At 62.4% G+C, this 24,218-nt stretch carries 25 protein-coding genes and 1 tRNA gene; 7 read left to right on the top strand and 19 right to left on the bottom strand.

Going from position 1 to position 24,218, the window contains the following annotated elements; genetic code table 11:
* From nuoE to K6G35_RS04725, 12 genes are all read right to left on the bottom strand, one after another.
* On the bottom strand, nt 1-501 hold the full coding sequence (gene nuoE / locus K6G35_RS04780) for an NADH-quinone oxidoreductase subunit NuoE (protein WP_008643345.1): 501 nt from the start codon (nt 499-501) through the stop codon (nt 1-3).
* 211 nt (nt 502-712) lie between these two features.
* Nucleotides 713-1,966, bottom strand: a complete 1,254-nt coding sequence (locus K6G35_RS04775; protein ID WP_008643344.1) for an NADH-quinone oxidoreductase subunit D — start codon at nt 1,964-1,966, stop codon at nt 713-715.
* Between the two features lie 9 nt (nt 1,967-1,975).
* Nucleotides 1,976-2,575 carry an NADH-quinone oxidoreductase subunit C gene (locus K6G35_RS04770; protein WP_008643343.1) on the bottom strand — a complete coding sequence of 200 codons (600 nt, stop codon included), beginning with the start codon at nt 2,573-2,575 and terminating at the stop codon, nt 1,976-1,978.
* Nucleotide 2,576: 1 nt separating this feature from the next.
* Nucleotides 2,577-3,059, bottom strand: a complete 483-nt coding sequence (locus K6G35_RS04765; RefSeq protein ID WP_008643342.1) for a NuoB/complex I 20 kDa subunit family protein — start codon at nt 3,057-3,059, stop codon at nt 2,577-2,579.
* A gap of 6 nt (nt 3,060-3,065) precedes the next feature.
* Nucleotides 3,066-3,425, bottom strand: coding sequence for an NADH-quinone oxidoreductase subunit A (locus tag K6G35_RS04760; RefSeq protein ID WP_008643341.1), 360 nt, complete (start codon nt 3,423-3,425; stop codon nt 3,066-3,068).
* Nucleotides 3,426-3,592: 167 nt separating this feature from the next.
* Nucleotides 3,593-3,677, bottom strand: a tRNA-Leu gene (locus K6G35_RS04755).
* A 197-nt stretch (nt 3,678-3,874) separates the two neighbouring features.
* Complete coding sequence (secG, locus tag K6G35_RS04750; protein WP_008643340.1) at nt 3,875-4,243, bottom strand: preprotein translocase subunit SecG; 369 nt, start codon at nt 4,241-4,243, stop codon at nt 3,875-3,877.
* Between the two features lie 50 nt (nt 4,244-4,293).
* On the bottom strand, nt 4,294-4,998 hold the full coding sequence (tpiA, locus tag K6G35_RS04745) for a triose-phosphate isomerase (RefSeq protein WP_052018064.1): 705 nt from the start codon (nt 4,996-4,998) through the stop codon (nt 4,294-4,296).
* A gap of 159 nt (nt 4,999-5,157) precedes the next feature.
* Entirely contained in the window at nt 5,158-6,162 is a 1,005-nt protein-coding gene (locus K6G35_RS04740) for an NAD(P)H-quinone oxidoreductase (protein ID WP_008643338.1), read from the bottom strand.
* A 168-nt stretch (nt 6,163-6,330) separates the two neighbouring features.
* The gene (pnp, locus tag K6G35_RS04735) at nt 6,331-8,508 is read right to left on the bottom strand and encodes a polyribonucleotide nucleotidyltransferase (RefSeq protein ID WP_011515744.1); all 2,178 of its coding nucleotides are present in this window, start codon (nt 8,506-8,508) and stop codon (nt 6,331-6,333) included.
* A 465-nt stretch (nt 8,509-8,973) separates the two neighbouring features.
* Complete coding sequence (rpsO, locus tag K6G35_RS04730) at nt 8,974-9,243, bottom strand: 30S ribosomal protein S15 (RefSeq protein WP_017516000.1); 270 nt, start codon at nt 9,241-9,243, stop codon at nt 8,974-8,976.
* A 165-nt stretch (nt 9,244-9,408) separates the two neighbouring features.
* Nucleotides 9,409-10,686: a branched-chain amino acid ABC transporter substrate-binding protein gene (locus K6G35_RS04725; protein WP_495676147.1), complete on the bottom strand. Its 1,278-nt coding sequence runs from the start codon at nt 10,684-10,686 to the stop codon at nt 9,409-9,411.
* Between the two features lie 213 nt (nt 10,687-10,899).
* Between K6G35_RS04725 and K6G35_RS04720 the strand changes: the two genes are divergently transcribed.
* Entirely contained in the window at nt 10,900-11,433 is a 534-nt protein-coding gene (locus K6G35_RS04720) for a hypothetical protein (protein ID WP_008643334.1), read from the top strand.
* 96 nt (nt 11,434-11,529) lie between these two features.
* On the opposite strand, the gene K6G35_RS04715 is transcribed toward K6G35_RS04720, so the two are convergent.
* The 7 genes from K6G35_RS04715 to K6G35_RS04685 all read right to left on the bottom strand — a co-directional run bounded on the left by K6G35_RS04715 (nt 11,530) and on the right by K6G35_RS04685 (nt 19,163).
* Complete coding sequence (locus K6G35_RS04715) at nt 11,530-13,071, bottom strand: 2-isopropylmalate synthase (RefSeq protein ID WP_008643333.1); 1,542 nt, start codon at nt 13,069-13,071, stop codon at nt 11,530-11,532.
* A gap of 309 nt (nt 13,072-13,380) precedes the next feature.
* Entirely contained in the window at nt 13,381-13,881 is a 501-nt protein-coding gene (gene lysM, locus K6G35_RS04710) for a peptidoglycan-binding protein LysM (protein WP_008643332.1), read from the bottom strand.
* Between the two features lie 88 nt (nt 13,882-13,969).
* Nucleotides 13,970-14,863 carry a CDP-diacylglycerol--serine O-phosphatidyltransferase gene (pssA, locus tag K6G35_RS04705; protein WP_008643331.1) on the bottom strand — a complete coding sequence of 298 codons (894 nt, stop codon included), beginning with the start codon at nt 14,861-14,863 and terminating at the stop codon, nt 13,970-13,972.
* Between the two features lie 25 nt (nt 14,864-14,888).
* Complete coding sequence (locus K6G35_RS04700) at nt 14,889-15,542, bottom strand: phosphatidylserine decarboxylase (protein ID WP_008643330.1); 654 nt, start codon at nt 15,540-15,542, stop codon at nt 14,889-14,891.
* Nucleotides 15,543-15,754: 212 nt separating this feature from the next.
* Nucleotides 15,755-16,771: a ketol-acid reductoisomerase gene (ilvC, locus tag K6G35_RS04695; protein WP_008643329.1), complete on the bottom strand. Its 1,017-nt coding sequence runs from the start codon at nt 16,769-16,771 to the stop codon at nt 15,755-15,757.
* Between the two features lie 137 nt (nt 16,772-16,908).
* On the bottom strand, nt 16,909-17,400 hold the full coding sequence (ilvN, locus tag K6G35_RS04690; protein ID WP_008643328.1) for an acetolactate synthase small subunit: 492 nt from the start codon (nt 17,398-17,400) through the stop codon (nt 16,909-16,911).
* A complete protein-coding gene (locus tag K6G35_RS04685) occupies nt 17,400-19,163 on the bottom strand; it encodes an acetolactate synthase 3 catalytic subunit (protein WP_008643327.1) in 1,764 nt (587 codons plus the stop codon). The genes ilvN and K6G35_RS04685 overlap by 1 nt, the downstream gene beginning before the upstream one ends.
* Nucleotides 19,164-19,541: 378 nt before the next feature.
* Here K6G35_RS04685 and K6G35_RS04680 point away from each other — a divergent pair, with 378 nt between their 5' ends.
* The 6 genes from K6G35_RS04680 (at nt 19,542) to K6G35_RS04655 (ending at nt 24,143) form a co-directional block, all read left to right on the top strand.
* Complete coding sequence (locus K6G35_RS04680; protein WP_008643326.1) at nt 19,542-20,108, top strand: RNA polymerase sigma factor; 567 nt, start codon at nt 19,542-19,544, stop codon at nt 20,106-20,108.
* Nucleotides 20,105-20,542 (top strand): DUF3619 family protein, encoded by a 438-nt coding sequence (locus tag K6G35_RS04675; RefSeq protein WP_495676146.1) that lies wholly within the window; start codon nt 20,105-20,107, stop codon nt 20,540-20,542. Before K6G35_RS04680 ends, K6G35_RS04675 begins: the two co-directional genes overlap by 4 nt.
* Before the next feature lie 3 nt (nt 20,543-20,545).
* Entirely contained in the window at nt 20,546-21,352 is an 807-nt protein-coding gene (locus tag K6G35_RS04670) for a DUF3106 domain-containing protein (protein WP_495676145.1), read from the top strand.
* A gap of 95 nt (nt 21,353-21,447) precedes the next feature.
* Nucleotides 21,448-21,993, top strand: a complete 546-nt coding sequence (locus tag K6G35_RS04665) for an RDD family protein (protein WP_035881718.1) — start codon at nt 21,448-21,450, stop codon at nt 21,991-21,993.
* Complete coding sequence (locus K6G35_RS04660; RefSeq protein ID WP_495676144.1) at nt 21,990-23,024, top strand: esterase/lipase family protein; 1,035 nt, start codon at nt 21,990-21,992, stop codon at nt 23,022-23,024. The genes K6G35_RS04665 and K6G35_RS04660 overlap by 4 nt, the downstream gene beginning before the upstream one ends.
* A 27-nt stretch (nt 23,025-23,051) precedes the next feature.
* Nucleotides 23,052-24,143: a UDP-2,3-diacylglucosamine diphosphatase gene (locus K6G35_RS04655; RefSeq protein WP_495676143.1), complete on the top strand. Its 1,092-nt coding sequence runs from the start codon at nt 23,052-23,054 to the stop codon at nt 24,141-24,143.
* Nucleotides 24,144-24,218 lie beyond the last annotated feature (75 nt).

Genomic DNA, 24,218 nt, shown 5'->3' with positions numbered 1-24,218 from the left:
TTACTTGTCCCCCTTGGCGGCGGCTTCGGACTTGAGCTCTTCGACCAGTGCGTCGATCTTCTGCTCGCTCATGAAGCTGCACATGCGGGTGTTGTTGACGATCATCACCGGTGCGTCGCCGCACGCGCCCATGCACTCGCCCTCTTTCAGGGTGAAACAGCCGTCGGCGGTGGTCTCGTTATAGTCGATCCCGAGCTTGCGCTTCAGGTATTCGCCAGCCCGCTCGCCGCCCGACAGCGCGCACGGCAGGTTGGTACAGACGGCGAGCTTGTGCTTGCCCACCGGCTTGGTGTCATACATGTTGTAGAACGTGGCCACCTCTTCCACCCACACGGGCGGCATTTCGAGGTAGCTGGCGACGAACTGCATGACTTCGGGGGAAACCCAGCCCACCTCGCCCTGTGCCACGGCGAGTGCCGCCATCACGGCCGACTGCTTCTGGTCGGCCGGATACTTCGCGATCGCGCGATCGATTTCCTTGAGAGCTTCTGCTGATAGCATGGTCATTGCAGTAATACGGCGAAGCCGCGCGGGGCTCCGCTAGTTTGCAGCCGTCGCTGCCATGTTCTGCCGGCCCGGACGCCCCTTCGCGTCCTTGCCGATCCGTTGCAGGCATTGCCTGCCGCCACCGTTACAGCCGGGGCCGGCCGAACACACCCGGAACGTCGTCCGGGCAACGGCCTGTGACGGGATACTCGTCTTCCGGTATCCCTTAGCGGTCGATCTCGCCGAACACGATGTCCTGTGTACCGATGATCGTGACCGCATCCGCAATCATGTGTCCCTTGGCCATTTCGTCGAGCGCGGCCAGGTGGGCAAAGCCCGGGGCACGGATCTTCAGACGGTACGGCTTGTTCGCGCCATCCGAAATCGCATAGATGCCGAACTCGCCCTTCGGGTGCTCCACCGCGGCGTAGGCTTCGCCTGCCGGCACGTGGATACCTTCGGTGAAGAGCTTGAAGTGGTGAATCAGCTCTTCCATGTTCGACTTCATGTCCACACGCGACGGCGGCGCCACCTTGTGATTCTCGGTGATCACCGGACCCGGGTTGCGACGCAGCCAGTCAATGCACTGCTTGATAATGCGGTTCGACTGGCGCATTTCTTCCACACGCACCAGGTAACGCGAATAGCAGTCGCCCGCCGTACCCACGGGGATGTCGAAGTCCATCTTGTCGTAGACCTCGTACGGCTGCTTCTTGCGCAGATCCCACTCGATGCCCGAGCCACGCAGCATCGGACCGGTGAAACCCATCTGCAGCGCACGCTCCGGTGTGACCACACCAATATCGACCAGACGTTGCTTCCAGATACGGTTATCGGTCAGCAGCGTCTCGTACTCATCGACATAGGTCGGGAAACGGTTCGTGAAGTCCTCGATAAAGTCCAGCAGCGAGCCCGAACGGGCTTCGTTCATGACCTTGATGGCCTTCTCGTTGTGGACTTTCGACGCGCGATATTGCGGCATCGTGTCAGGCAGATCGCGGTAGACGCCGCCCGGACGGTAGTAGGCCGCGTGCATACGCGCGCCCGACACCGCCTCGTACATGTCGAACATGTCCTCACGCTCACGGAACGCGTAGAGGAACACCGCCATCGCACCCACGTCCAGCGCGTGCGAGCCGATCCACATCAGGTGGTTCAGCAGACGGGTGATTTCGTCGAACATTACGCGGATGTACTGGGCGCGAATCGGTACCTCGAGGCCCAGCAGGCGCTCGATCGCCATCACGTACGCGTGTTCGTTGACCATCATCGACACGTAGTCGAGACGATCCATGTAGGGGACGTTTTGAATCCAGGTCTTCTGCTCGGCCAGCTTTTCGGTGGCACGGTGCAGCAGGCCGATATGGGGGTCGGCGCGCTGGATGACTTCGCCGTCCAGTTCAAGCACCAGACGCAGCACGCCGTGCGCTGCAGGGTGTTGGGGGCCGAAGTTGAGGGTGTAGTTCTTGATATCTGCCATGACGCGATCTCAGTGCTGCGTGCCGCCGTAGTTTTCCTCGCGAATCACGCGCGGCGTGACTTCGCGCGGCTCGATCGTCACCGGCTGGTAGATGACCCGCTTCTGTTCCGGGTCGTAGCGCATTTCGACGTAGCCCGAGACTGGGAAATCCTTGCGGAACGGGTGGCCGACGAAACCGTAGTCGGTCAGGATACGGCGCAGATCCGGATGGCCTTCGAACACGATGCCGTAGAAATCGAACGCTTCGCGCTCGAACCAGTTCACCGAGTTCCAGACGTTGATGACCGACGGCAGCACCGGGAAATCATCGTCCGGCGCGAATACGCGCAGACGCAGACGCCAGTTGTGCGTTACCGACAGCAGTTGGGAGACAGCGGCAAAACGCAAGCCATCCCAGGCGCCTTCGGCGTAGTCGGAATAGTCCACGCCGCACAGGTCGAGTAGCTGTTCAAAACGCAACGAGGGATCGTCACGCAGCAGACGCGCGACTTCGAGATAGTCGGCGGCCTTGACGATCAGCGTCAGTTCGCCGGTGGCCTCGATCAGGTTCTGCACGCGCTTGCCGAGGACCTTTTCGAGCGCAGCCTTGAGGGTATCCAGGTTCGCCATATCAGCCCTTGCGCGCGATGGTGTTGGTACGCTTGATCTTGTTCTGGAGCTGGATCACGCCGTAGATCAGCGCTTCCGCCGTCGGCGGGCAGCCCGGAACATAGATGTCGACCGGCACGATGCGGTCGCAGCCACGCACCACCGAATACGAGTAGTGATAGTAGCCGCCGCCGTTGGCGCACGATCCCATCGAGATCACCCAGCGCGGTTCGGCCATCTGGTCGTACACCTTGCGCAGCGCGGGGGCCATCTTGTTGCACAGCGTGCCTGCCACGATCATCACGTCGGACTGACGCGGCGACGGGCGGAAAATCACACCGAAACGGTCCATATCGTAACGCGCGGCGCCGGCGTGCATCATTTCCACTGCACAGCAGGCCAGACCGAACGTCATGGGCCACAGGGAACCCGTACGGGTCCAGTTGATCAGCTTGTCAGCGGTCGTCGTGACAAAGCCTTCGTTGAGAACGCCTTCGATTGCCATTTCACATCACTCCCAATCGAGCGCGCCCTTTTTCCAGATGTAGACGAAGCCCACGATGAATTCCAGCAGAAACACGCCCATGGCGATGAATCCCGGCCAACCGATGTCCTTGAGGGCGACGCCCCACGGAAACAGGAAGGCAGTTTCGAGATCGAACAGGATAAACAGGATGGCGATGAGGTAGTAGCGCACGTCGAACTTCATGCGCGCATCCTCGAACGCTTCGAAGCCGCACTCGTACGGCGACAGCTTCGCTGCGTCAGGCTTGTAGGGACCGAGAATTCGACCGATGGCCATCAGTGCCACACCGAGCACGACGCCAAAGACGATGAAGATGAGGACGGGGAAGTAGGCTTCGAGAGTCAAGATGCGGCCAGCCTTATCTGGAATGTTGTCAACAGCACCAGCTATAGCGGCGTCCTGTTGCCCACCCCAAGCGCCATCCCGTCATAGCTACGGCGCCGCCTTGCGGACTGCCGGAGGACATGCCGACGCATCTTGAGATGCGTAACACGAACTCCGATCAAGTTGTTTGGTGCCGACGGCGAGACTCGAACTCGCACAGCTTTCGCCACTACCCCCTCAAGATAGCGTGTCTACCAATTTCACCACGTCGGCTGGGGGAGAAACAATATTGCCTTGCGCTGGGTTTTTATACCCTCTGGAACGTCTGCCGAGGAGTCTGTCCTTCGGCTTTCGCCCCGTCGCTGGGGAATCGTTTCAAGCCCTGCATTCTAACTAGGATTCCCGATTTGTTCAATGCACAACTGCAAATAAAATCAGGAATCCGTGGACACACTGTTCAATTATTGCAATTACTTCGGCACAGCCGGACCCGCCGGGGCGGAGGCCGATGCTGCAGCTGCGGCAGGTGCGGAAGCAGGTGCCGCAGCGGCCGGCGCCGACTGCTGCGCCGCGCCCATCACGCCCAGGGATGCCGAGGGCTTGTAGTTGCCCAGCAGCGTCAGACCCAGGGTGCAGCAGAAGAACAGTGCCGCCAGAACGGCCGTGGTACGTGACAGGAAGTTCGCCGATCCGGTAGCGCCGAACAGACTGCCAGAGGCACCCGATCCGAACGCCGCACCGACATCGGCACCCTTGCCGTGCTGCAGCAGAACAAGACCGATCACGCCGAGCGCGGACAGGACCTGCACGATTACCAACAAAGTCTTGAAGATTGCCATTTGGTTAAAGTCGTTTCGAACTTGCCTGATCAGACAGTCGCGTCCGGCATTCAGGCGTTGCCGATCGCGAGGAAATCATCCGCTTTCAGGGAGGCGCCACCGATAAGCCCCCCGTCAATATCGGACATGGAAAACAATTCAACCGCATTGTCGGGCTTGACGCTGCCACCATACAGAATGGCCATGCGTGCCGCGACACCGACATCCTTCGCCGCGACCCGTGCACGCAGCGCTGCGTGAACTTCCTGGGCCTGCGCGCTCGTGGCCGTCTTGCCCGTGCCGATCGCCCAGACAGGTTCATAGGCCAGAACAATGCGACCCAGCTGTTCGATAGACAAAGCATCGAGAACAGCCTGCAACTGACGGCCAACCACGGCTTCGGTCTGAGCGGCTTCGCGCTCAGCCAGCGTCTCGCCAACACAGACCACTGGAACAATGTCGAATTCCAACGCGCGCAGTGCCTTGGCAGCCACTACCGCGTCAGTTTCACCATGGTAGGTACGGCGCTCGGAATGGCCGACGAGCGCATAGCCGCAACCAAACTCACCCAGCATCGAGGCAGCCACTTCGCCGGTGAAGGCACCACGGGCCTCGGCCGACACATCCTGGGCACCCCAGGCAACCTGGGAACCGGACAACAGCGTCTGGCACTGGGCAAGATAGGGGAACGGCGCGCAGACCGCCAGCTTCGCACGCGCAGGTGCAGCCTTGATACCCTCAAGCAGCGCCGCGTTGGCGGCCAGGCTGCCATGCATCTTCCAATTGCCGATGACCAGCTTTTGTCTCACAAGGGTCCCCTCTTTAAATCAAACCGGCTATTGTAGCGTGGTCAGGAGGGGCCCGCCAGCATGTGCGGGCAATCGCAGGCAATCCCGGACCGCAAGCGATCACGGGACCACAGCAAGAAGCATGGCTTACCAGGTCAGTACGATCTTGCCGATATGCTCGCTCGACTCCATGAGGCGATGCGCATCGGCGGCCTGTGCTGCGGGAAACACCTTGTGAATCACCGGCTTGATCTTGCCCGATGCCAGCAACGGCCAGACGTTCTGATGCAGCGCCTGCGCGATGGCGCCCTTGAACGAAGCCGGACGCGGGCGCAGCGTGGAACCGGTGACGGTAATGCGTCGACGCAGGATATCGCCAAGGGGGATTTCCGCCTTGCCGCCACCAAGCAGCGCGATGATCACGATGCGGCCGTCATCGGCGATGCACGACAGTTCACGCGCGAGATACGACCCCGCCACCATGTCGAGGATCACGTCGACGCCCTTCCCTTCGGTCAGCGCCTTCACTTCGGCCACGAAGTCCTCGGTCTTGTAGTTGATCGCGCGATCGGCGCCGAGCGCCTCACACGCCTTGCACTTGTCATCGCTGCCGGCCGTCACGAAGACCTTGAAGCCAAGTGCCTTGGCAATCTGGATTGCCGTGGTACCGATGCCGCTCGATCCCCCCTGGATCAGCAGCGTTTCAGCCGCACCACGCGGACCCTTGCCAAGCTGCCCACGATCGAACACGTTGCTCCACACCGTGAAGAATGTCTCGGGTAGCGCAGCCGCTTCGATATCGGTGAGGCCCTCGGGTACGGGCAGGCATTGCTCGATCGGCGCCGTGCACAGTTCGGCGTAACCACCGCCCTGCACCAGCGCACAGACGCGGTCGCCAGCCTTCAGGCCGAAGCGATTGGCGGGATGCGAAAGGTCGCCACCGACGACCACACCCGCGACCTCGAGACCCGGGAGATCCGACGCGCCGGGCGGCACCGGATAGTTGCCGGTGCGCTGGAACACATCGGGACGGTTGATGCCGGCAGCCGCCACACGAATCAGGATTTCACCGGCCTTCGGCTCCGGATCGGGACGCTGCGTTTCCTGCAGAACTTCGGGGGCGCCGTATTCACGGATCTCGATGGCTTTCATGATGACTCCTCATTAATGTCTTGGATTGCATCGCGCGCGATGGCGTTACTGACGCACGTGTCGCGCGCGAACCGGATGGCGAACTGACCGGCAGTGTAAACAAAAAAGCGGCTGGACATCGCCAGCCGCTTTCATGGGTGCTACGCGGTGACCGCGTTCGCCGTCAGCTTACTGCTGCTGATCGGGCGATGCCGGAGCGGCAGGTGCCGCGGCCGGTGCATCGCCTTGCGCGATCGGGCTGATGCTGCCGCCCTCTTCGGCCAGCGCCGCCTTCAGGGACAGACGCAGACGACCCTTTTCGTCGGCCTGGATCAGCTTGACGCGAACCTGTTGGCCTTCCTTGAGCCAGTCCTTGATGTCCTTGACGCGCTCGTTGACGATCTCGGAGATATGCAGCAGACCGTCCTTGCCCGGCAGGATGTTGACGATGGCGCCAAAGTCCAGCAGCTTCAGCACGGTACCGGCGTAGATCTTGCCAACTTCGGCTTCCGCGGTGATGCCTTCGATGCGGCGCTTGGCTTCGGCCATGCCGTCGGTCGACGTCGACGCGATCGTGATCGTGCCGTCTTCCTGGATGTCGATGGTCGTGCCGGTTTCCTTGGTCAGTGCCTGGATCGTCGAGCCGCCCTTGCCGATCACTTCGCGGATCTTGTCCGGATGGATCTTCATCGTGATCATGCGCGGAGCGTGCGCCGACAGTTCGGTGCGAGCGTGACCCATTGCGCCTTGCATCGCGCCGAGGATGTGCATGCGGCCTTCGCGGGCCTGGGCCAGCGCCACCTGCATGATTTCCTTGGTGATGCCCTGGACCTTGATGTCCATCTGCAGCGCGGTGATGCCCGCGTCGGTACCGGCCACCTTGAAGTCCATGTCGCCGAGGTGATCCTCGTCACCGAGGATGTCGGTCAGTACGGCAAACTTGTTGCCCTCCAGGATCAGGCCCATGGCCACGCCGGCCACGTGCGCCTTCACCGGAACGCCAGCATCCATCAGCGCCAGGCAGCCGCCGCAGACCGAAGCCATCGACGACGAACCGTTCGATTCGGTGATTTCCGACACCAGACGGATCGTGTACGCGAACTCGTCGTCCTTCGGCAGCACCGGGATCAGCGCGCGCTTGGCCAAACGGCCGTGACCGATTTCACGACGCTTCGGGCTACCAACGCGACCCGTTTCGCCGGTGGCGAACGGAGGCATGTTGTAGTGGAGCATGAAGCGGTCGCGGTATTCGCCGGCCAGTGCGTCGATGATCTGCTCATCGCTCTTGGTGCCGAGCGTGGCCACCACGAGTGCCTGCGTTTCACCACGGGTGAACAGCGCCGAGCCGTGCGCGCGCGGCAGCACCGACGAACGGATCTCGATCGGGCGCACGGTGCGCGTGTCGCGGCCGTCGATACGCGGCTCGCCAGCCAGGATCTGGCCACGCACGATCTTCGCCTCGAGGTCGAACAGGACGTTGCCCACTTCCACCTTGTCGGCTTCCACGCCGGCCTCGGCCAGTTGGGCCTGCACGGTTGCGTAGATTTCCTTGAGCTTGGTGCTGCGTGCCGACTTCTGACGCAGTTGGTAGGCTTGCTGCAGCAGCGGCAGGCCGATCTCGCTGACCTTGGCGATCAGCGCTTCATTCTTCGGAGCCGGAGCCCAGTCCCACTCGGGCTTGCCGCCTTCGCGCACCAGGTCGTGGATTGCGTTGATCGCGATCTGCATTTGCTCGTGACCGTACACCACGGCGCCGAGCATCACGTCCTCCGACAGTTGGTGGGCTTCCGATTCCACCATCAGCACGGCACGTTCGGTACCGGCGACCACCAGGTCCAGATCCGACGCGGCGATTTGCGCGCGGGTCGGGTTCAGCAGGTACTGGCCGTCCTTGTAGCCGACGCGGGCAGCGCCAACCGGACCGTTGAACGGGATACCCGAAACGGCCAGCGCAGCCGACGAAGCGATCAGCGCGGGGATGTCAGCCGGGATTTCCGGGTTGATCGACAGCACGTGGATCACCACCTGCACGTCGTTGTAGAAGCCTTCCGGGAACAGCGGACGCAGCGGACGGTCGATCAGGCGCGAGGTCAGCGTCTCGTTTTCCGACGGACGGCCTTCACGCTTGAAGAAGCCACCGGGGATCTTGCCAGCAGCGTAGGTCTTCTCGATGTAGTCGACGGTCAGCGGGAAGAAGTCCTGACCCGCCTTCGGGCTCTTGGCTGCCACCACGGTGGCCAGCACCACGGTGTCTTCCACGTCGACGATCACGGCGCCAGATGCCTGGCGTGCGATTTCGCCGGTTTCCATGCGGACCGTGTGCTGGCCCCACTGGAATTCCTTGACGATCTTGTTGAACATGGTCATGAGCGTTCCTTGATTTCATGCTTGCCGGCCGCACACATGCACGATCGGCGACGCCTGCGCTCGCAGCGGCAGGCGAACTGCCGGAGGTAATCCGGTCCGCAGTCCCAGGGAAGTGCTATGCCATTCCATCGCGCCACCGTCCGTGAAGGCACGTGGACGATGCAACCCGCGATGGAATGACACAAAACCCCGTTTCCTTGGTGCCGACTCCAGTGTCAATGCGCAAAAATGCGCGATAAAGAGCGAGGTAACTTACTCCGTCGCGCGACTTGGCGCAACGGCGTCGGGCATCAACGCCCGACTTTCAAGTGAAGCGAACATCACTATCAACCCTGACCCAGCGTATCAATCGCTGAACCAGAAAAGCAAAATGCCTGCCTCAGCAGTGCTGACGCAGGCATTGCGGCCTCACGTGAAATCGTGCGCGTGCAACTTCCGCAGGATTCGTGCTGCCATCCGCAGACCTTACTTACGCAGGCCCAGGGCTTCGATCAGGGCGCGGTAACGATCGGCATCGCTGGCCTTGAGGTAGTCCAGCAGGCGACGACGACGGCTCACCATGCGCAGCAGACCGCGGCGGCTGTGGTGATCCTTCATGTTGGCCTTGAAGTGCGGGGTCAGTTCGTTGATACGGGTCGTCAACAGAGCGACCTGAACTTCGGGGCTACCCGTGTCGTTGGTGCCGCGAGCGAACTTCGCGATGATCTCGGACTTGTTGGTATTGGCAGTTGCCATGATGATTTCCTTTCACTTGCGAACGCTGCAGCGCGGGATGCGCCACCTGCGTCGTGCCTGAATGACTTGAGGCATCTGTCGTCATCCAGCTGGGTGGCTTGAGGACGACAGCCGCGCATTATAGCCGAATTCCCGCCTGCGGCGAAGTCTACGGCGGCGCCCGCCTCAATTGCGCGGCGGGCGCTCCATACGGCACGTGGTCGGCAGCGTGGTCTGGGCGGTCTTGAGCTTCTTTACTGTGCGGAATCCGTAGCCGGAACCTTCGTTATCGAAACGGACATCGCCGCCCTGCTTCGCCATGACCGAGACATAAAGCGGCTGGAGGACCTGGTGGTCGTCCGCCCGCACGGTGGCCTCGTGGAACGCGTTGGTGAAACGCATGTCCTCAAGCGCGTAGCCCACGGCCACGGCGTCGGTAGAACCAGCGCGCTCGATAGCCCGCGCCAGCATCTCTACCATCATCTGCATGCGTAGATGCACATAGTCATCCTTGGGGTCCGGATAGCGTGCCCGGAACGACTGGTAGAACGCATCGGATGCCGCCCCGCCTACGTTAGGGTGCCATTCGGCCACGGCCAGCACCCGGCCCACACCCGCATCACCCATCGCTGCCGGCGCACCGAGCCCATTGCCATAGAACGTGTAGAAGCGCGCATTGAGGCCACCCTCGCGCGCGGCCTTCACCATCAGCGTCAGATCGTTGCCCCAGTTACCGGTGATGACCGCGTCAGCGCCACTCGCCTTGATCTTGGCGATATACGGCGCGAAATCCTTGATCTTGCCGATCGGGTGGAACTCGTCGCCGACAATCTGGATATCCGGACGCTTTGTCGCCAGCATTTCACGCGCCGAACGCGCCACCTGATGGCCGAAGCTGTAGTCCTGGTCGATCAGGTAAACCTTGCGCACCGAACGCTCGCTTCGGATGGCCTCGGTCAACGCCTGCATTCGCATATCCGCGCTGGCGTCGAAACGAAAATGCCAGAAGCTGCAGTTCTCGTTGGTCAGCGAAGGATCAACGGCCGAATAGTTCAGGAACAGCACGCGAGCATCGGGCTGGCGCGCGTTCTGACGGTTGATTGCCCCCACGAGCGCGCTGGCCACGGCCGAACTGTTCCCCTGCAGCACAAACGGAATGCGCTTGTCGACCAGACTGCGGAACTGGATCAGGCTTTCATCGACGTTGCCCTTGCTATCGAACGTCACCAGTTCGAACGGGTGCGGCCCATCAGGCAACTTGACGCCGCCGCTCGCGTTGACACGCTCGATGGCGATACGCAGGTTGCGCACTACAGCCTCGCCTGCGTTGGCGAAGGGACCGGACAGACCGTCGATCATGCCCAGGCGAATTGGCGCGCCAGCCTGCGCCTGCGCGGCTGCCGCCGCGCAAAACAGCGCAGCAGCCATCCAGACGCGCAATCTGTTCCCTCGAATCCAGGCCATCGCCTTCCCCAGTTACCCAGCAAAGCGAGCGATGTTAAGGCAGATGCGCCCGGACCGGCAATCTTCATCGATCGTCGCCAGATGTCATTAGATCCGTGAAGTTTGTTGCGACTAAGCAGACGAATCTGAAAGAAGCAATGCGGCATTCACACGACGCGACTGGTGCGGCTAAACTGCCGCCACTCGCATCCACCATGTGCCAAGCCTGAAGTCATGCCCTCCCGTTACCAGCGTGGCAGCCGCCATCTGCTTTCAATTCTGTGGGCCGTCCTGGCCACCCTCGCGCTGGGCGCCTGCACCGTCCTTGCCCCGGTCGACTCCGGACTCAAGCTCGTCGGCCAGCCGCAGAGCGCCGTGCAGGCCGCATTCGGCAAACCCACCGATGTCTACAAGCTCGATGACGGGACAACCCGCTGGTTCTATTCGAAGCAGCCGCTCGGCGAGTATTCCTACGCGGCCGATTTCGATCGGGATGGCAAGCTGACTAATTTCCGCCAGATGCTGACGACGACCGAGCTGTACAAGGCAAAGGTCAATGTCTGGACCAAGAAGGACGTGCTCGAACACTTCGGCGCGCCGCGCGAGCCGATCGAGTATTACCCGCGCCTGAAGCAGGAGGCCTGGAGCTACCGCTTCCTCCACGAGGACCAGTGGTACTCGATGTTCAACTTCATGTTCGACGATACGGGTGTGCTGCGCCAGACACTGGTGACACCCGACCCCTTGCGCGACCGCCCTGAGCGCTGACGACAAAACGCCCGCCATCGCGGGATACGCGACTGGCGGGCGTTTCATGATGGCGGGGCCTTGTGAGCCCCACCAGCGGCATCGCAGGATTCGGGATCAGATCTGCGGGTTGATCTTCTGCACAGCCTTGTCGTGCAGCTTGTTCAGCGCGGCCAGGTAGGCCTTGGCCGATGCGGCGACGATATCCGGGTCGGTACCCACGCCATTGACGATACGACCCGCCTTCGACAGACGTACCGTGACTTCACCCTGGGCCTGCGTGCCGGCGGTGATCGCATTCACCGAGTACAGCACCAGTTCGGCACCGCTGTTGACCTTGCCTTCGATCGCGTGCAGCGTGGCGTCCACCGGACCATTGCCTTCGGCTTCGCCGGTCTGCTCGCTGCCATCGATGTTGAACACCACGCGGGCATGGGGACGCTCACCCGTTTCCGAACGCTGCGACAGCGAGATGAAGCGATAGTGCTCATTGGCGTGCTCCTGCTCTTCATCGGAGACGATCGCCATGATGTCTTCATCGAAGATCTCGGCCTTCTGGTCGGCGAGCTCCTTGAAACGAGCAAATGCCGCATTGATCTCCGCTTCGCTTTCGAGTTGGACGCCAAGCTCCTGCAGACGCTGCTTGAACGCATTGCGGCCCGAAAGCTTGCCAAGCACGATCTTGTTGGCCGTCCAGCCCACGTCTTCGGCGCGCATGATCTCGTAGGTATCGCGCGCCTTGAGCACGCCGTCCTGGTGAATGCCGGACGCATGGGCAAACGCGTTGGCGCCCACCACGGCCTTGTTCGGCTGCACGACGAAGCCGGTAATCTGCGACACAAGCTTCGAGGCCGGCACGATCTGGGTCGTGTCGATGCCCACATCCATGTTGAAGTAGTCACGGCGCGTCTTCACGGCCATCACCACTTCTTCCAGGCTGGTGTTACCCGCGCGTTCGCCAAGGCCGTTGATCGTGCACTCGATCTGGCGAGCGCCGCCGAGCTTCACGGCAGCCAGGGAGTTCGCCACGGCCATGCCGAGGTCATTGTGGCAATGCACTGACCAGACGGCCTTGTCCGAGTTCGGAATGCGCTCGCGCACCGAGCGGATCAGCTCGGCATAGCCTTCCGGCACGGCATAACCCACGGTGTCGGGCAGGTTGATCGTGGTGGCGCCTTCGGCGATCACGCCTTCGAGCACACGGCACAGGAAGTCCATGTCCGAGCGGCTGCCATCTTCCGGCGAGAACTCGATGTCGTCCGTGAACTGGCGCGCGAAGCGCACGGCCAGACGTGCCTGCTCATAAACCTGGTCCGGTGTCATGCGCAGCTTCTTTTCCATGTGCAGCGCCGAGGTGGCGATGAACGTGTGGATACGGAACGAGTTTGCCGGCTTGAGCGCCTCGGCGGCACGAGCAATGTCCTTGTCGTTGGCACGGGCCAGCGAGCAGATCGTCGAATCCTTGACCACCTGGGCGATCGAGCGGATGGCCTCGAAGTCACCATTGGAGCTTGCCGCAAAACCGGCCTCGATCACGTCGACCTTCAGGCGTTCAAGCTGACGCGCAATGCGAATCTTCTCTTCGCGGGTCATGGACGCGCCGGGCGACTGCTCGCCGTCACGCAAGGTGGTGTCGAAAATGATGAGTTTGTCAGACATTTTGTGGAGCTCCTGGGCTGTACCCTGTTGTGCCGTGCTGTCCCGATCTCAATCTTGCTGCCGGACAATCGCGTCAGAATGCAAAACGCCCCGGCGTGCAACGATGCAGGCCGGGGCGTTCGAAAGAATCCTGGTGATTCCGCGTTAAGGCGATTGGTGACCCTTAGCGCGCGCGCAACCCGACCTGATGGCCTAGTAGGCCACCTAGAATGGTGCGGGCGATTAGGGTCTGGCGCGAAATCATGTCGGCGACTATATCCGGTTTGGCGCGTGTGTGCAACCGCATCATTCCCGATTTCTGCCAGCGACTCACTTCGGCGGAATCCGCAGTTTCTGGCCGGGGTAGATCTTGTCCGGGTTCGACAACATCGGCTTGTTGGCCTCGAAGATCTTGTTGTATTCGGCGCCATTGCCGTAGGCGGCCTGGGAGATCGCCCAGAGCGTGTCGCCCTTCACGACGGTGTGCCATTGCGACTCGTCTGATTCGACGTTGACAGACATCTTGTCCTCGACCGAATCCACGCCTTCCACGTTGCCGCAGCACAGAATGATCTTCTCGCGCGTTGCCTGGTCAGCCGCCACGCCAAAGACGGTGACCTTGCCCTGCGAGCCGTCAACCGTGACTGTCAACCCCGTCGCGGTCAGTCCCATCTGCGCGATATAAGCCTCGATGGCATCGCCAGCCGCGCGGTTGGCGGCATCGACCTTGTCCGTCGACGGATCGGCCACAGCCGCATCCTGGGCCGCCTTGGCCTCTCCCTTGCCGAACAGCTTCTCTCCCGCTTCCTTGATGAAGTCAAACATGCCCATGATGTCCTCCTGAGGGTGGGTGAAACGTACAACGCACAGACTACAGAAAAGCAAAGGCGCCCGAAAGCGCCTTTGTTCCTATGTTGGATCAGTTGCCGCCTGAGCCGTTGCCCGGCGCACGCGACTTGTCGACGCCGCCACGCTGACCGTGCAGCGTTCGCCATGCCCACAGCAGGTAACCTGAAATCGCATAGGCGACGAACAGGCCAAACAGTGCCACGGGTGGATCGGAAGAAACGACCACGAACAGCACGAGTACCAGCACCATCATGCCGAACGGCACGCGATAGCGCACATCCAGCGCCTTACCACTGTAGAACGGCGCGTTGGAGACCATCGACAAGCCGGCATAGAGCGTGATGCCGAATGCGACCCACGGCATCCAGAGTTCCTTGACCGGCAGCTTGTTGTCGATCGCCAGCCAGACAAAGCCCGCCACCAACGCCGCAGCAGCCGGGCTTGGCAGCCCCTGGAAGAAGCGCTTGTCGACCACCCCAATATTGGCATTGAAGCGCGCCAGTCGTAGCGCCGCGCAGGTGCAGTAGACAAACGCGGCAATCCAGCCCCACTTGCCCAGGTCATGCAGGATCCACTCATACATGACCAGAGCCGGCGCCACGCCGAACGACGTCATGTCCGACAGCGAATCGTACTGCTCGCCAAACGCGCTCTGTGTGTTCGTGATGCGGGCCACGCGGCCATCCATGCCATCGAGCACCATCGCCGCGAAGATTGCGATGGCTGCCACGTCGAAGCGCATGTTCATCGCCTGCACGATCGCGAAGAAGCCCGCGAACAAGGCAGCGGTGGTAAAGGCGTTGGGCAGCAGATAAATGCCACGACGGCGCGGACGCACGTACTCCAGATCGTGCTCGTCCGGGTCATACGCATTGTCGTTGCGCAACTGGTTGCGGCGAAACGGACGCAGGTGCGTCACGTTACCGTTGTTGACGCGCTTGTTGCGTCGATTGAAGGCACCCATTCTGTGTCCCCTGTAGCAGGCGCGCTTACGCCCGCACATCCAGATCAGCCAGCACGGTCGCCGACGCCGAGACTTTCTCGCCAATCGTCACGCGCGGACGGGCATCCACGGGCAGGTACACATCCACCCGCGAACCGAAACGGATAAAGCCGTAGCGCTGACCACGCGATAGCATGTCGCCCACGTTGATGTAGCACAGGATACGGCGCGCTACCAGGCCAGCCACCTGCACCAGCGTCACCACCTGGCCATCCGACGCACGGCGGATCACGACGGCATTGCGCTCGTTCTCCACCGATGCCTTGTCGAGATCGGCATTGACGAACTTGCCGGGAAAGTACTCGAGCTTCTCCACCTTGCCATCGAGCGACGAGCGGTTCGAGTGCACGTTGAACACATTCATGAACACGCTGATCTTCAGTGCCTCGCGGCCCGCGTACGGGTCCTGCGTTTTCTCGACCACGACAATGCGGCCATCGGCAGGCGCCAGGATTGCGTTTGGCGCCGATGGAATCGGCCGAGGCGGATCGCGAAAGAACTGAAGCACGAACAGCGTGACGATCCACAGCGGCAGCGCGCCCCAGAAGCCCGCGCTGATATGCACCAGCAGCGAGACAATGAATGCGCCGGCCAGGAATGGCCAGCCTTCACGGGCGATCAGCGGATGAGGATAATTCATGCAGAAGATGTTCGGTGGTTTGCGCGGGCAGGAGGCGCCGCGACTGAAAGATAGGGATAAAGATCAGGCCTGGGCCTGAAAAGCCCGACAAGGATAGCAAAAAGCCGCCCGGCCCCCGCCAAAATGTCTCCTGCAACACAGGATCTGGCGGAAAGCCCGGCGGCTTCCAGGGTGCGCAGGGCGCCACGGCGCCCTGCTTCGCCCGGTACTGCTTAGTTCTTCGACTGGTCAACCAGCTTGTTCTTGGCGATCCACGGCATCATCGCGCGCAGCTTGCCGCCCACTTCCTCGATCTGGTGCTCGGCGGTCAGGCGACGGCGCGAGATCAGCGTCGGGGCGCCAGCCTTGTTCTCGAGCAGGAAGCTCTTGGCGTATTCGCCGGTCTGGATGTCCTTCAGGCACTGCTTCATGGCCTTCTTGGTCTCTTCGGTCACCACGCGCGGGCCGGTGACGTACTCACCATACTCGGCGTTGTTCGAGATCGAGTAGTTCATGTTGGCGATGCCGCCTTCGTAGATCAGGTCGACGATCAGCTTCAGCTCGTGCAGGCACTCGAAGTAGGCCATTTCCGGAGCGTAGCCAGCTTCCACCAGCGTTTCGAAGCCAGCCTTGATCAGCTCGACGGTACCGCCGCACAGCACGGCTTGCTCGCCGAACAGGTCGGTTTCGGTTTCTTCGCGGAAGTTGGTCTCGATGATGCCGGCGCGGCCGCCGCCGTTGGCGGTAGCGTACGACAGAGCGATGTCACGTGCAGCGCCGGACTTGTTCTGATGCACGGCGATCAGGTGCGGCACGCCGCCACCTTGCGCGTACGTCGAACGCACGGTGTGGCCCGGGGCCTTCGGGGCGATCATGATCACGTCCAGGTCGGCACGCGGGATCACGGCGCCGTAGTGCACGTTGAAGCCGTGGGCGAAGGCCAGCGCGGCGCCATCCTTGATGTTGGCATGCACTTCGTTCTTGTACACGTCGGCGATCTGCTCGTCCGGCAGCAGGATCATGACCACGTCGGCGCCCTTCACTGCCTCGGCCACTTCCTTGACCTGCAGGCCGGCGTTCACGGCCTTGTTCCACGACGCGCCGCTCTTGCGCAGACCAACGGTCACGTTCACGCCCGAATCCTTCAGGTTCAGCGCGTGGGCGTGGCCTTGCGAGCCGTAGCCGATGATGGTGACGTTCTTGCCCTTGATGAGGGAGAGGTCGGCGTCCTTGTCGTAAAACACTTTCATGATGGTTCCTTCAATTTCTCAAAATCTGCTTATTGGGTGGCGGCGAAGCGCGCGTTTGCCAATTCTGGACTGAGCGCGCTGCGCTGCTTCGGGATACTGCGTGTCGGCTTTTGGCCGGTAGCTGCCGGGGGCGCCGGTCAGACCTTCAGGATGCGCTCGCCGCGGCCGATTCCCGAACCGCCGGTACGGACGGTTTCCAGGATCGCGGTGCGGTCGATGGCATCGAGGAACGCATCCAGCTTGCCGCCGTTGCCGGTCAGCTCGATGGTGTACGTCTTTTCGGTCACGTCGATGATGCGGCCACGGAAAATGTCGGCGGTGCGCTTCATTTCCTCGCGCTCCTTGCCTACGGCACGCACCTTCACGAGCATCAGCTCGCGCTCGATGTGCGCGCCTTCGGTCAGGTCCACCACTTTGACCACTTCCACCAGACGGTTCAGGTGCTTGGTGATCTGCTCGATCACGTCGTCCGAACCGGTGGTGACGATGGTCATCCGCGACAGCGACGCGTCTTCGGTGGGTGCCACCGTCAGCGTCTCGATGTTGTATCCACGTGCCGAAAACAGGCCCACCACGCGCGACAGCGCGCCGGGTTCATTCTCCAGCAGGACCGAGATGATGTGTCGCATTACAGGTCCTCCGCGCCAAGCAGCATTTCGGAGATACCCTTGCCAGCCTGAACCATCGGCCACACGTTTTCAGTGGGGTCGGTCTGGAAGTCCAGGAACACGGTACGGTCCTTGAGTCGGAAAGCCTCGCGCAATGCGGGTTCCACATCGGAGCTCTTCTCGATGCGCATCCCCACGTGGCCATAGGCTTCGGCGAGTTTGACGAAGTCGGGCAATGCCTGCATGTAGGAATGCGAGTAACGATTGTCGTACTCGATTTCCTGCCACTGGCGCACCATGCCCAGATATCCGTTGTTCAGCGAGCAGATCTTGACCGGGGTGTCGTACTGCAGGCAGGTCGACAGTTCCTGGATACACATCTGGATCGAGCCTTCACCAGTGATGGTGACGACTTCCTTGTCCGGGAATGCCTTCTTGATGCCCATTGCGTACGGCAGGCCCACGCCCATCGTGCCGAGGCCACCGGAATTGATCCAGCGACGCGGCTCGTTGAACTTGTAGAACTGCGCGGCCCACATCTGGTGCTGGCCCACGTCGGAGCAGATGAATGCGTCGCCGTGCGTCAGTTCCCAGATCTTTTCCACCACGTACTGCGGCTTGATGATCTCGGAACTGCGGTCGTACTTGAGGCAGTCCACCGAGCGCCACTTCTCGATCTGTTCCCACCACTTGGCCAGGGCCTCGCGCTTGGGCTTGATATCGCTCGTCTTGATCTGGGAGATCAGTTCCTGCAGCACGTCCTTGACGTTGCCAACGATGGGAATGTCCACCTTGACGCGCTTCGAGATCGACGACGGGTCGATGTCGATGTGGATGATCTTGCGGGCCTGCGCGGTGAAATGGGACGGATTGCCGATCACGCGGTCATCGAATCGGGCGCCGATGGCGATCAGCACGTCGCAGTTCTGCATGGCCATGTTGGCCTCGTACGTGCCGTGCATGCCGAGCATGCCAACGAACTGCTTGCTCGTGCCGGGGAACGCGCCCAGGCCCATCAGCGTATTGGTGACCGGATGGCCGGTAAGCGCAGCCAGCTCGCGCAGCTCTTCGCTTGCGTTGGCCAGTACCACGCCGCCGCCCGAATAGATGTACGGGCGCTCGGCCGATTGCAGCAACGCCACGGCCTTGCGAATCTGACCCGAATGGCCCTTGTTCACCGGGCTGTACGAGCGCATGTCGATCGACTTCGGATACTCGTACTTGCAGCTGTTGCGCGACACGTCCTTCGGGATATCGACCACCACGGGGCCGGGACGGCCGGTGGCGGCAATGAAGAACGCCTTCTTGATCGTGGCAGCAAGGTCACGCACGTCCTTCACGAGGAAGTTGTGCTTGACGATCGGGCGCGTGATGCCAACGGTGTCGCATTCCTGGAACGCATCCTGACCGATCGCGTGGGTCGGCACGTTGCCGGTGATCACCACCATCGGAATCGAATCCAGATAGGCGGTGGCGATGCCGGTCACGGCATTGGTCACGCCCGGACCCGAGGTCACCAGCGCAACGCCCACCTTGCCGGTCGCACGGGCGTACCCGTCAGCGGCATGGACGGCGGCCTGCTCGTGGCGCACCAGGATATGTTCGAATTTGGTTTGCTTGTGGAGCTCGTCGTAGATATAGAGCACTGCGCCGCCGGGATAACCCCAGACGTATTCGACGCCTTCTTCGGCAAGTGCGTTGACGAGGATTTCCGCTCCGATCATTTCGCGAGCGGAGGATGAATTGCTATCGGCGTGGGAAAATTCCGCGCTGGGCATGTTCATTTCAGTCCTTTGCAATTTTCGGCAAAAAATTGTTTGGATGCTCTCTGCCGGGCTTTTGGCTCGGGTTCAAGCGGTGCGCGTCTGCATGAGAAGACCGCCTCATAAGCGGTCCGATGAGACAACCACTGATGTCGTGAACCATCGATGATACTGCAATGCACCACTGCGGTCTATGGGCAATTCACATCAAATCACTGGAATCATGCAGCGGCGGCACAACGGCCGGTGACTGGTTGATTGCGATGATGTCTGCACTTGCATACAGCAGTGGCAGAGTCCATGTGTTTTTTGCTAGCATCGCAGACATTTCAGAGGTGCCGCAGGACTTAGGCGGCACATTCGGCCCGGCCCCCGCGCCCAACTGCTGTATTTGCCTGCATGGCCACCGATCAGGAACTCTCCGACTTTCTCGCCAGCGTGGAACGACGCGCCTTCAAGCAGGCCGTGTTCGCCGTGCGGGACGACGAAGCCGCGCTGGACATCGTGCAGGACGCCATGATCAAGCTGGCGGAGAAATACGGCGACAAATCTGCCGCAGAACTCCCGCCGCTGTTCCAGCGCATCCTCCAGAACACAATCCACGACTGGTTCCGTCGCCAGAAGGTGCGCAACACCTGGGTGACGCTTTTTTCGAACCTGCGCGACGAGCGCGATGGCGACGATAGCGACCTGCTCGACACATTGGAGGCCCAAGCCGGCACCGAGATGGCAGAAAGCAGCGCCGACAAGGTCGAACGCGCGCAGGTCATGCATATCATCGAGCAGGAAATCCAGCGTCTGCCCACGCGTCAACGCGAGGCTTTCCTGATGCGTTACTGGGAGGATATGGATGTAGCCGAAACAGCAGCCGTGATGGGCTGCTCCGAGGGCAGCGTCAAGACGCACTGTTCCCGTGCAACGCATACTCTGGCGCAAGCCTTGCGCGCGCGGGGGGTCCGACTATGAGCAGAAACGAACGAGATATCCAGGAGCGGCGCTTCGCCCACGAGATTCGCCTGGCACTTGATGCCTCGGCGGATGCACTGCCGCCGGACGTTGCCGAACGGCTCGCCGCCGCGCGGCGCATGGCGCTTGCCGCGAAGAAAGCCGAAGTGCGGGCGCATGTGCCGCAACTTGCCCTGCCAGGCGGCCACCACGGCTACGCCTTCGAGGAAGAAGAGGACACGCCACTGCACCGTGCCGGTGCATGGCTGCGCAAGCTCGCGCTCGTCTGGACGCTGGTGGCGCTCGGCGCCGGACTCATCGGCATCTACCACTGGCAGCAGCAGAAGCGCGTCGAGGAACTCGCCGACGTGGATACCGCGATGCTGCTCGACGACCTGCCTCCGACGGCATACGCGGACCAGGGCTTCCACGTGTACCTGAAGCGCGGGCAATAAGACATGGCCCGCGCAAGACACCTCGCCGACGCCTTCCACCGCCGGGTTGCCAGACTATGGGCTGCCGGCCCCGCCGTCGCTGCACTTGTCGCCGCGCTTTGCGGCGGCTTTGCCACATCGGCGGTTCAAGCGCAGAACCCTGCCGCCAGCCAGCCGGCCGCGCCGCGTCCGATCACCAATGCGCATCCGACCTGGCTCGAGCTGCCGCCCGCACACCAGCAGGCGCTCGCCCCACTCCAGCCGATCTGGGAAACACTGCCGGAACTGAATCGGCACAAGTGGGAACGCATCGCCGAGCGCTATCCGAAGCTCAAGCCCGAGGAACAGAAACGCCTGCAGGAGCGGATGGCCGAATGGGTCAAGCTGACCCCGCAGCAACGCCGTCTGGCGCGCGAGAATTACCAGATCACGCGCACGCTGCCGCCCGAGAAGAAGGCAGAGGCATGGGATCGGTACCAGCAGCTTCCGGAAGAACAGAAAAAGAAGCTAGCCGCAGCCGAGAAGGTGCCGCGCCGGCCCGGGACTGTGAGCGCGCTGCCATCGGGCAAGCGCCCACCGGCCGATACCAGCCGACAACTCCGACCTGAGAAAAAGGCTGCCAGCGGCGCGGCAGCCGTAGCCGGCCCGGCATCCGCGGCCCAGGCTACCCCGGCGCTGTCGTCTGCATCGGCTGCGGCAGTCGCCGCAGCTTCCGCACCTGCCGCGCCCGCCGCCACGGCACCCGCGCCGGCGGCCCCGCCCGCGCTTTCGCCTCCCGTAACCGGCGAAGCGGCCACCACCTTCGACACCACCGACACCCCGCGCCAGTAACGGCCAGCCATCTTGCGCTGACCGCCAGACCGCGCCTGAGCCGTCGCGCTCGACGCGTTTGGCATAATGGCTGCTTATCGCTCACGCCTTGCGCCATGCCAGTTGCCACGCCTGCCGTTTCTGCCCAGCCCGCTTCCAATCCGATGCCACGCACACCGCCGCTGCGCCGCCGCCTGCTTTGCATGCTCTATGAAGGCGTATTGCTGTTCGGCGTGCTGATGGCCGCCAGCGCGGTGTACATCGTTGCACGGCCGTTGCTGCAACAGATCGGGCTTGACCGCCCATATGTCGATCAGGCCTGGATGTTCCTAGTCCTGGCCTTCTATTTCTCCTGGTTCTGGCAACGGAGCGGCCAGACCCTGGCCATGCAGACCTGGCGCATCCGGCTCGAAACAATGGCCGGTACCCCTCCCCGGTGGCCGCAAGCCCTGTTTCGCTACGCACTGGCATGGCTGTGGCTGCCTCCGGCCGCGACGGTCGGCCATGCGCTCGGGCTGACCAAGGGCCCGTTCATTGGCGTACTGGCGATTGGCCTGCTGATCTGGATCTCGCTGGCCTGGCTCGACCCGCGCCGGCAGTTTCTACATGACCGCCTGGCCGGCACCCGGCTAGTTGACCTGCGGCCCGCATCGAAACCATGAACCTGACGGCCGCCGCGCTGCGCCGTATCGCTGTCGTCGTGCAGGCGGCGGCAGTCGGCGGGCTCGCGGCGGCACTTGCCGCCGGGGCGGACTGGTCATGGCCTGCGGCGATTCTGGCCAGCATCGCGGGCGCGTTGGTCGCCTTCGGCATCGGCGTCGCGATAGCCTTTCTAGTGACCCAGACCGGGCTCGCCATTCCCGATTCGGCCCGGCCGCAGCGGCCTGACGACATTCCTGCCCCAAGGCCGCTGAGCTGGCGCCACGCGGTGTCGTGCTATCTGGCCGAGTGCCGCGCGGTCCTGCGGATGTTCGACTGGCTGCAGCCATTCCGGTCGCGGCTGACATTCGCGCAGCCAACCGATCCGCTGCCTGATACCCCCACTGTGTTGCTGGTCCACGGCTATGGCTGCAATCACGCGGTCTGGCTCGACCTGGCTCCCGCGCTTGCCGGTGCCGGCTACCGTTGCGAGGGCATCGACCTGACGCCGGTGCTCGGCGATATCGACGACTACGCCGCCGCCCTGCTCGTACGAATGCGCGACCTCCACGCGCGCACCGGCTACCCGCCGCTGCTGGTCTGCCACAGCATGGGCGGGCTGGCAGCCCGCGCGGCACAGGTAATGGCCGATACAGCAGGAGAAACCGTACCTTGCGCCGGCATCGTGACGCTTGGCAGCCCGCATCGCGGCTGCCCGCTGGCCACCTTCGGCGCGGGAACGAACGCCCGTCAGATGCGGTGGGCCAGCCCATGGCTGACGACCCTGGCTGAGGCGGAGAGCCCCGCGATGCGCAGTCGCATGATCTCGGTCTTCAGCTGGCACGACTCGATCGCGGGCCCCGCCCACACGGCCTGGCTCGAGGGCGCGCGCCATATCCCATTGAGCGGGATCGGGCACGTCTCGTTGCTGCGCGATCCACGCGCGGTGCAGGCGACGCTGGATGGCCTCGCGACACTGCGAAAACAACCCGCTTTGACATCGGACTCAGCCCTCCCGTTGCCCCACGGAAACGCCTCGGCAAGGTTCATGTGACATTCATGTTTCCGTCACGGCTCCGTCATGACGCACTGGCTCAATGCAGCCATCGCCGATACCGGGGCCGCCATGATTCAAACAATCCGATTTGCCCGCGGACGTCTGACGAATGTCGCGCTGCGACTGCGCGGCAAGCCTGACGCCACGCTACCGCTGTCAGCCGCGCTCGCGGCATTCATGCCGACACCGGCCGACCTGACTGCCGCCCTTTCCCGCAACACTGGCAATACTGGCAACGCCGGCGACAACAGCGACACCTCTCGCGACACCCTGCGCGTCCCCAACGAACCCAGCTCCACGCCCACGCCGCCCGTGGAGCATCCCACGCACCGCTACCGTGCGATCTGGCTGTCCGACATCCATTTGGGCACGCCGGGTTGCCAGGCCACATACCTGCTCGACTTCCTCAAGCACAACGAATCTGACGTGCTTTATCTCGTCGGCGACATCATCGACGGCTGGCAGCTTCGTCGGGGCTGGTACTGGCCGCGGAGCCACAACGACGTCGTGCAGAAGCTGCTGCGCAAGGCACGCAAGGGCACCGACGTCATCTACGTGCCGGGCAATCATGACGAAGTGGCGCGCCAGTTCGACGGCATGGCATTCGGTGACATCACGGTGCGCGAGGACGCGGTCCACGTGACCGCCACCGGCAAGCGCCTGTGGGTTGTGCATGGCGACCTGTTCGACGGCGTGGTGCAACACGCGAAGTGGCTGGCCTACCTGGGCGATTCGGCGTACACGATGATCCTCGCGCTGAACCGCCACTTCAACCGCGTGCGCGCGCGGCTCGGATTCGACTACTGGTCGATCTCGCAATACCTGAAGCATCAGGTCAAGAACGCGGTGAGCTACATCAATTCGTTCGAGCACGCGATGGTCGACGAAGCCCGCCGGCGCGGCTGCGACGGCGTGGTCTGCGGCCACATCCACAAGGCCGAGATCCGCGATGTCGATGGCCAGCTCTACTGCAACGACGGTGATTGGGTGGAAAGCCTGTCCGCCCTCGTGGAGACCATGGAAGGCGAACTGAAAATCGTCTACTGGACCACGCTGCTCGATCCGCCGATTCCCGCAGGCCGCCGCCGCCGTCGCACGGCCGAATTGGCTGCCTGATCCTTGCCTTACCACCCGCCCCCGGCAGTCGCGCCATTGCATGAATGGCGCGCGATGCCCGCTCGTCACAACAAC

Source organism: Cupriavidus sp. HY129, from assembly GCF_059492215.1.
Note: the sequence above shows the minus strand (reverse complement) of the source record. Positions and strands in the feature narration are given on the sequence as shown.

What these genes read in the sequence shown, in the direction of transcription:
- K6G35_RS04725 (WP_495676147.1), bottom strand. Translation starts at nt 10,686, where the DNA reads ATGGCCTGGATTCGAGGGAACAGATTGCGCGTCTGGATGGCTGCTGCG.
- K6G35_RS04720 (WP_008643334.1), top strand. Translation starts at nt 10,900, where the DNA reads ATGCCCTCCCGTTACCAGCGTGGCAGCCGCCATCTGCTTTCAATTCTG.
- pssA (WP_008643331.1), bottom strand. Translation starts at nt 14,863, where the DNA reads ATGGGTGCCTTCAATCGACGCAACAAGCGCGTCAACAACGGTAACGTG.
- K6G35_RS04770 (WP_008643343.1), bottom strand. Translation starts at nt 2,575, where the DNA reads ATGGCGAACCTGGATACCCTCAAGGCTGCGCTCGAAAAGGTCCTCGGC.
- secG (WP_008643340.1), bottom strand. Translation starts at nt 4,243, where the DNA reads ATGGCAATCTTCAAGACTTTGTTGGTAATCGTGCAGGTCCTGTCCGCG.
- K6G35_RS04680 (WP_008643326.1), top strand. Translation starts at nt 19,542, where the DNA reads ATGGCCACCGATCAGGAACTCTCCGACTTTCTCGCCAGCGTGGAACGA.
- K6G35_RS04665 (WP_035881718.1), top strand. Translation starts at nt 21,448, where the DNA reads ATGCCAGTTGCCACGCCTGCCGTTTCTGCCCAGCCCGCTTCCAATCCG.
- K6G35_RS04655 (WP_495676143.1), top strand. Translation starts at nt 23,052, where the DNA reads ATGACGCACTGGCTCAATGCAGCCATCGCCGATACCGGGGCCGCCATG.
- rpsO (WP_017516000.1), bottom strand. Translation starts at nt 9,243, where the DNA reads ATGGCAACTGCCAATACCAACAAGTCCGAGATCATCGCGAAGTTCGCT.
- K6G35_RS04765 (WP_008643342.1), bottom strand. Translation starts at nt 3,059, where the DNA reads ATGGCAATCGAAGGCGTTCTCAACGAAGGCTTTGTCACGACGACCGCT.
- pnp (WP_011515744.1), bottom strand. Translation starts at nt 8,508, where the DNA reads ATGACCATGTTCAACAAGATCGTCAAGGAATTCCAGTGGGGCCAGCAC.
- ilvN (WP_008643328.1), bottom strand. Translation starts at nt 17,400, where the DNA reads ATGCGACACATCATCTCGGTCCTGCTGGAGAATGAACCCGGCGCGCTG.
- K6G35_RS04685 (WP_008643327.1), bottom strand. Translation starts at nt 19,163, where the DNA reads ATGAACATGCCCAGCGCGGAATTTTCCCACGCCGATAGCAATTCATCC.
- lysM (WP_008643332.1), bottom strand. Translation starts at nt 13,881, where the DNA reads ATGGGCATGTTTGACTTCATCAAGGAAGCGGGAGAGAAGCTGTTCGGC.
- K6G35_RS04660 (WP_495676144.1), top strand. Translation starts at nt 21,990, where the DNA reads ATGAACCTGACGGCCGCCGCGCTGCGCCGTATCGCTGTCGTCGTGCAG.
- K6G35_RS04740 (WP_008643338.1), bottom strand. Translation starts at nt 6,162, where the DNA reads ATGAAAGCCATCGAGATCCGTGAATACGGCGCCCCCGAAGTTCTGCAG.
- ilvC (WP_008643329.1), bottom strand. Translation starts at nt 16,771, where the DNA reads ATGAAAGTGTTTTACGACAAGGACGCCGACCTCTCCCTCATCAAGGGC.
- K6G35_RS04670 (WP_495676145.1), top strand. Translation starts at nt 20,546, where the DNA reads ATGGCCCGCGCAAGACACCTCGCCGACGCCTTCCACCGCCGGGTTGCC.
- K6G35_RS04675 (WP_495676146.1), top strand. Translation starts at nt 20,105, where the DNA reads ATGAGCAGAAACGAACGAGATATCCAGGAGCGGCGCTTCGCCCACGAG.
- tpiA (WP_052018064.1), bottom strand. Translation starts at nt 4,998, where the DNA reads ATGCATGGCAGCCTGGCCGCCAACGCGGCGCTGCTTGAGGGTATCAAG.
- nuoE (WP_008643345.1), bottom strand. Translation starts at nt 501, where the DNA reads ATGCTATCAGCAGAAGCTCTCAAGGAAATCGATCGCGCGATCGCGAAG.
- K6G35_RS04715 (WP_008643333.1), bottom strand. Translation starts at nt 13,071, where the DNA reads ATGTCTGACAAACTCATCATTTTCGACACCACCTTGCGTGACGGCGAG.
- K6G35_RS04700 (WP_008643330.1), bottom strand. Translation starts at nt 15,542, where the DNA reads ATGAATTATCCTCATCCGCTGATCGCCCGTGAAGGCTGGCCATTCCTG.
- K6G35_RS04775 (WP_008643344.1), bottom strand. Translation starts at nt 1,966, where the DNA reads ATGGCAGATATCAAGAACTACACCCTCAACTTCGGCCCCCAACACCCT.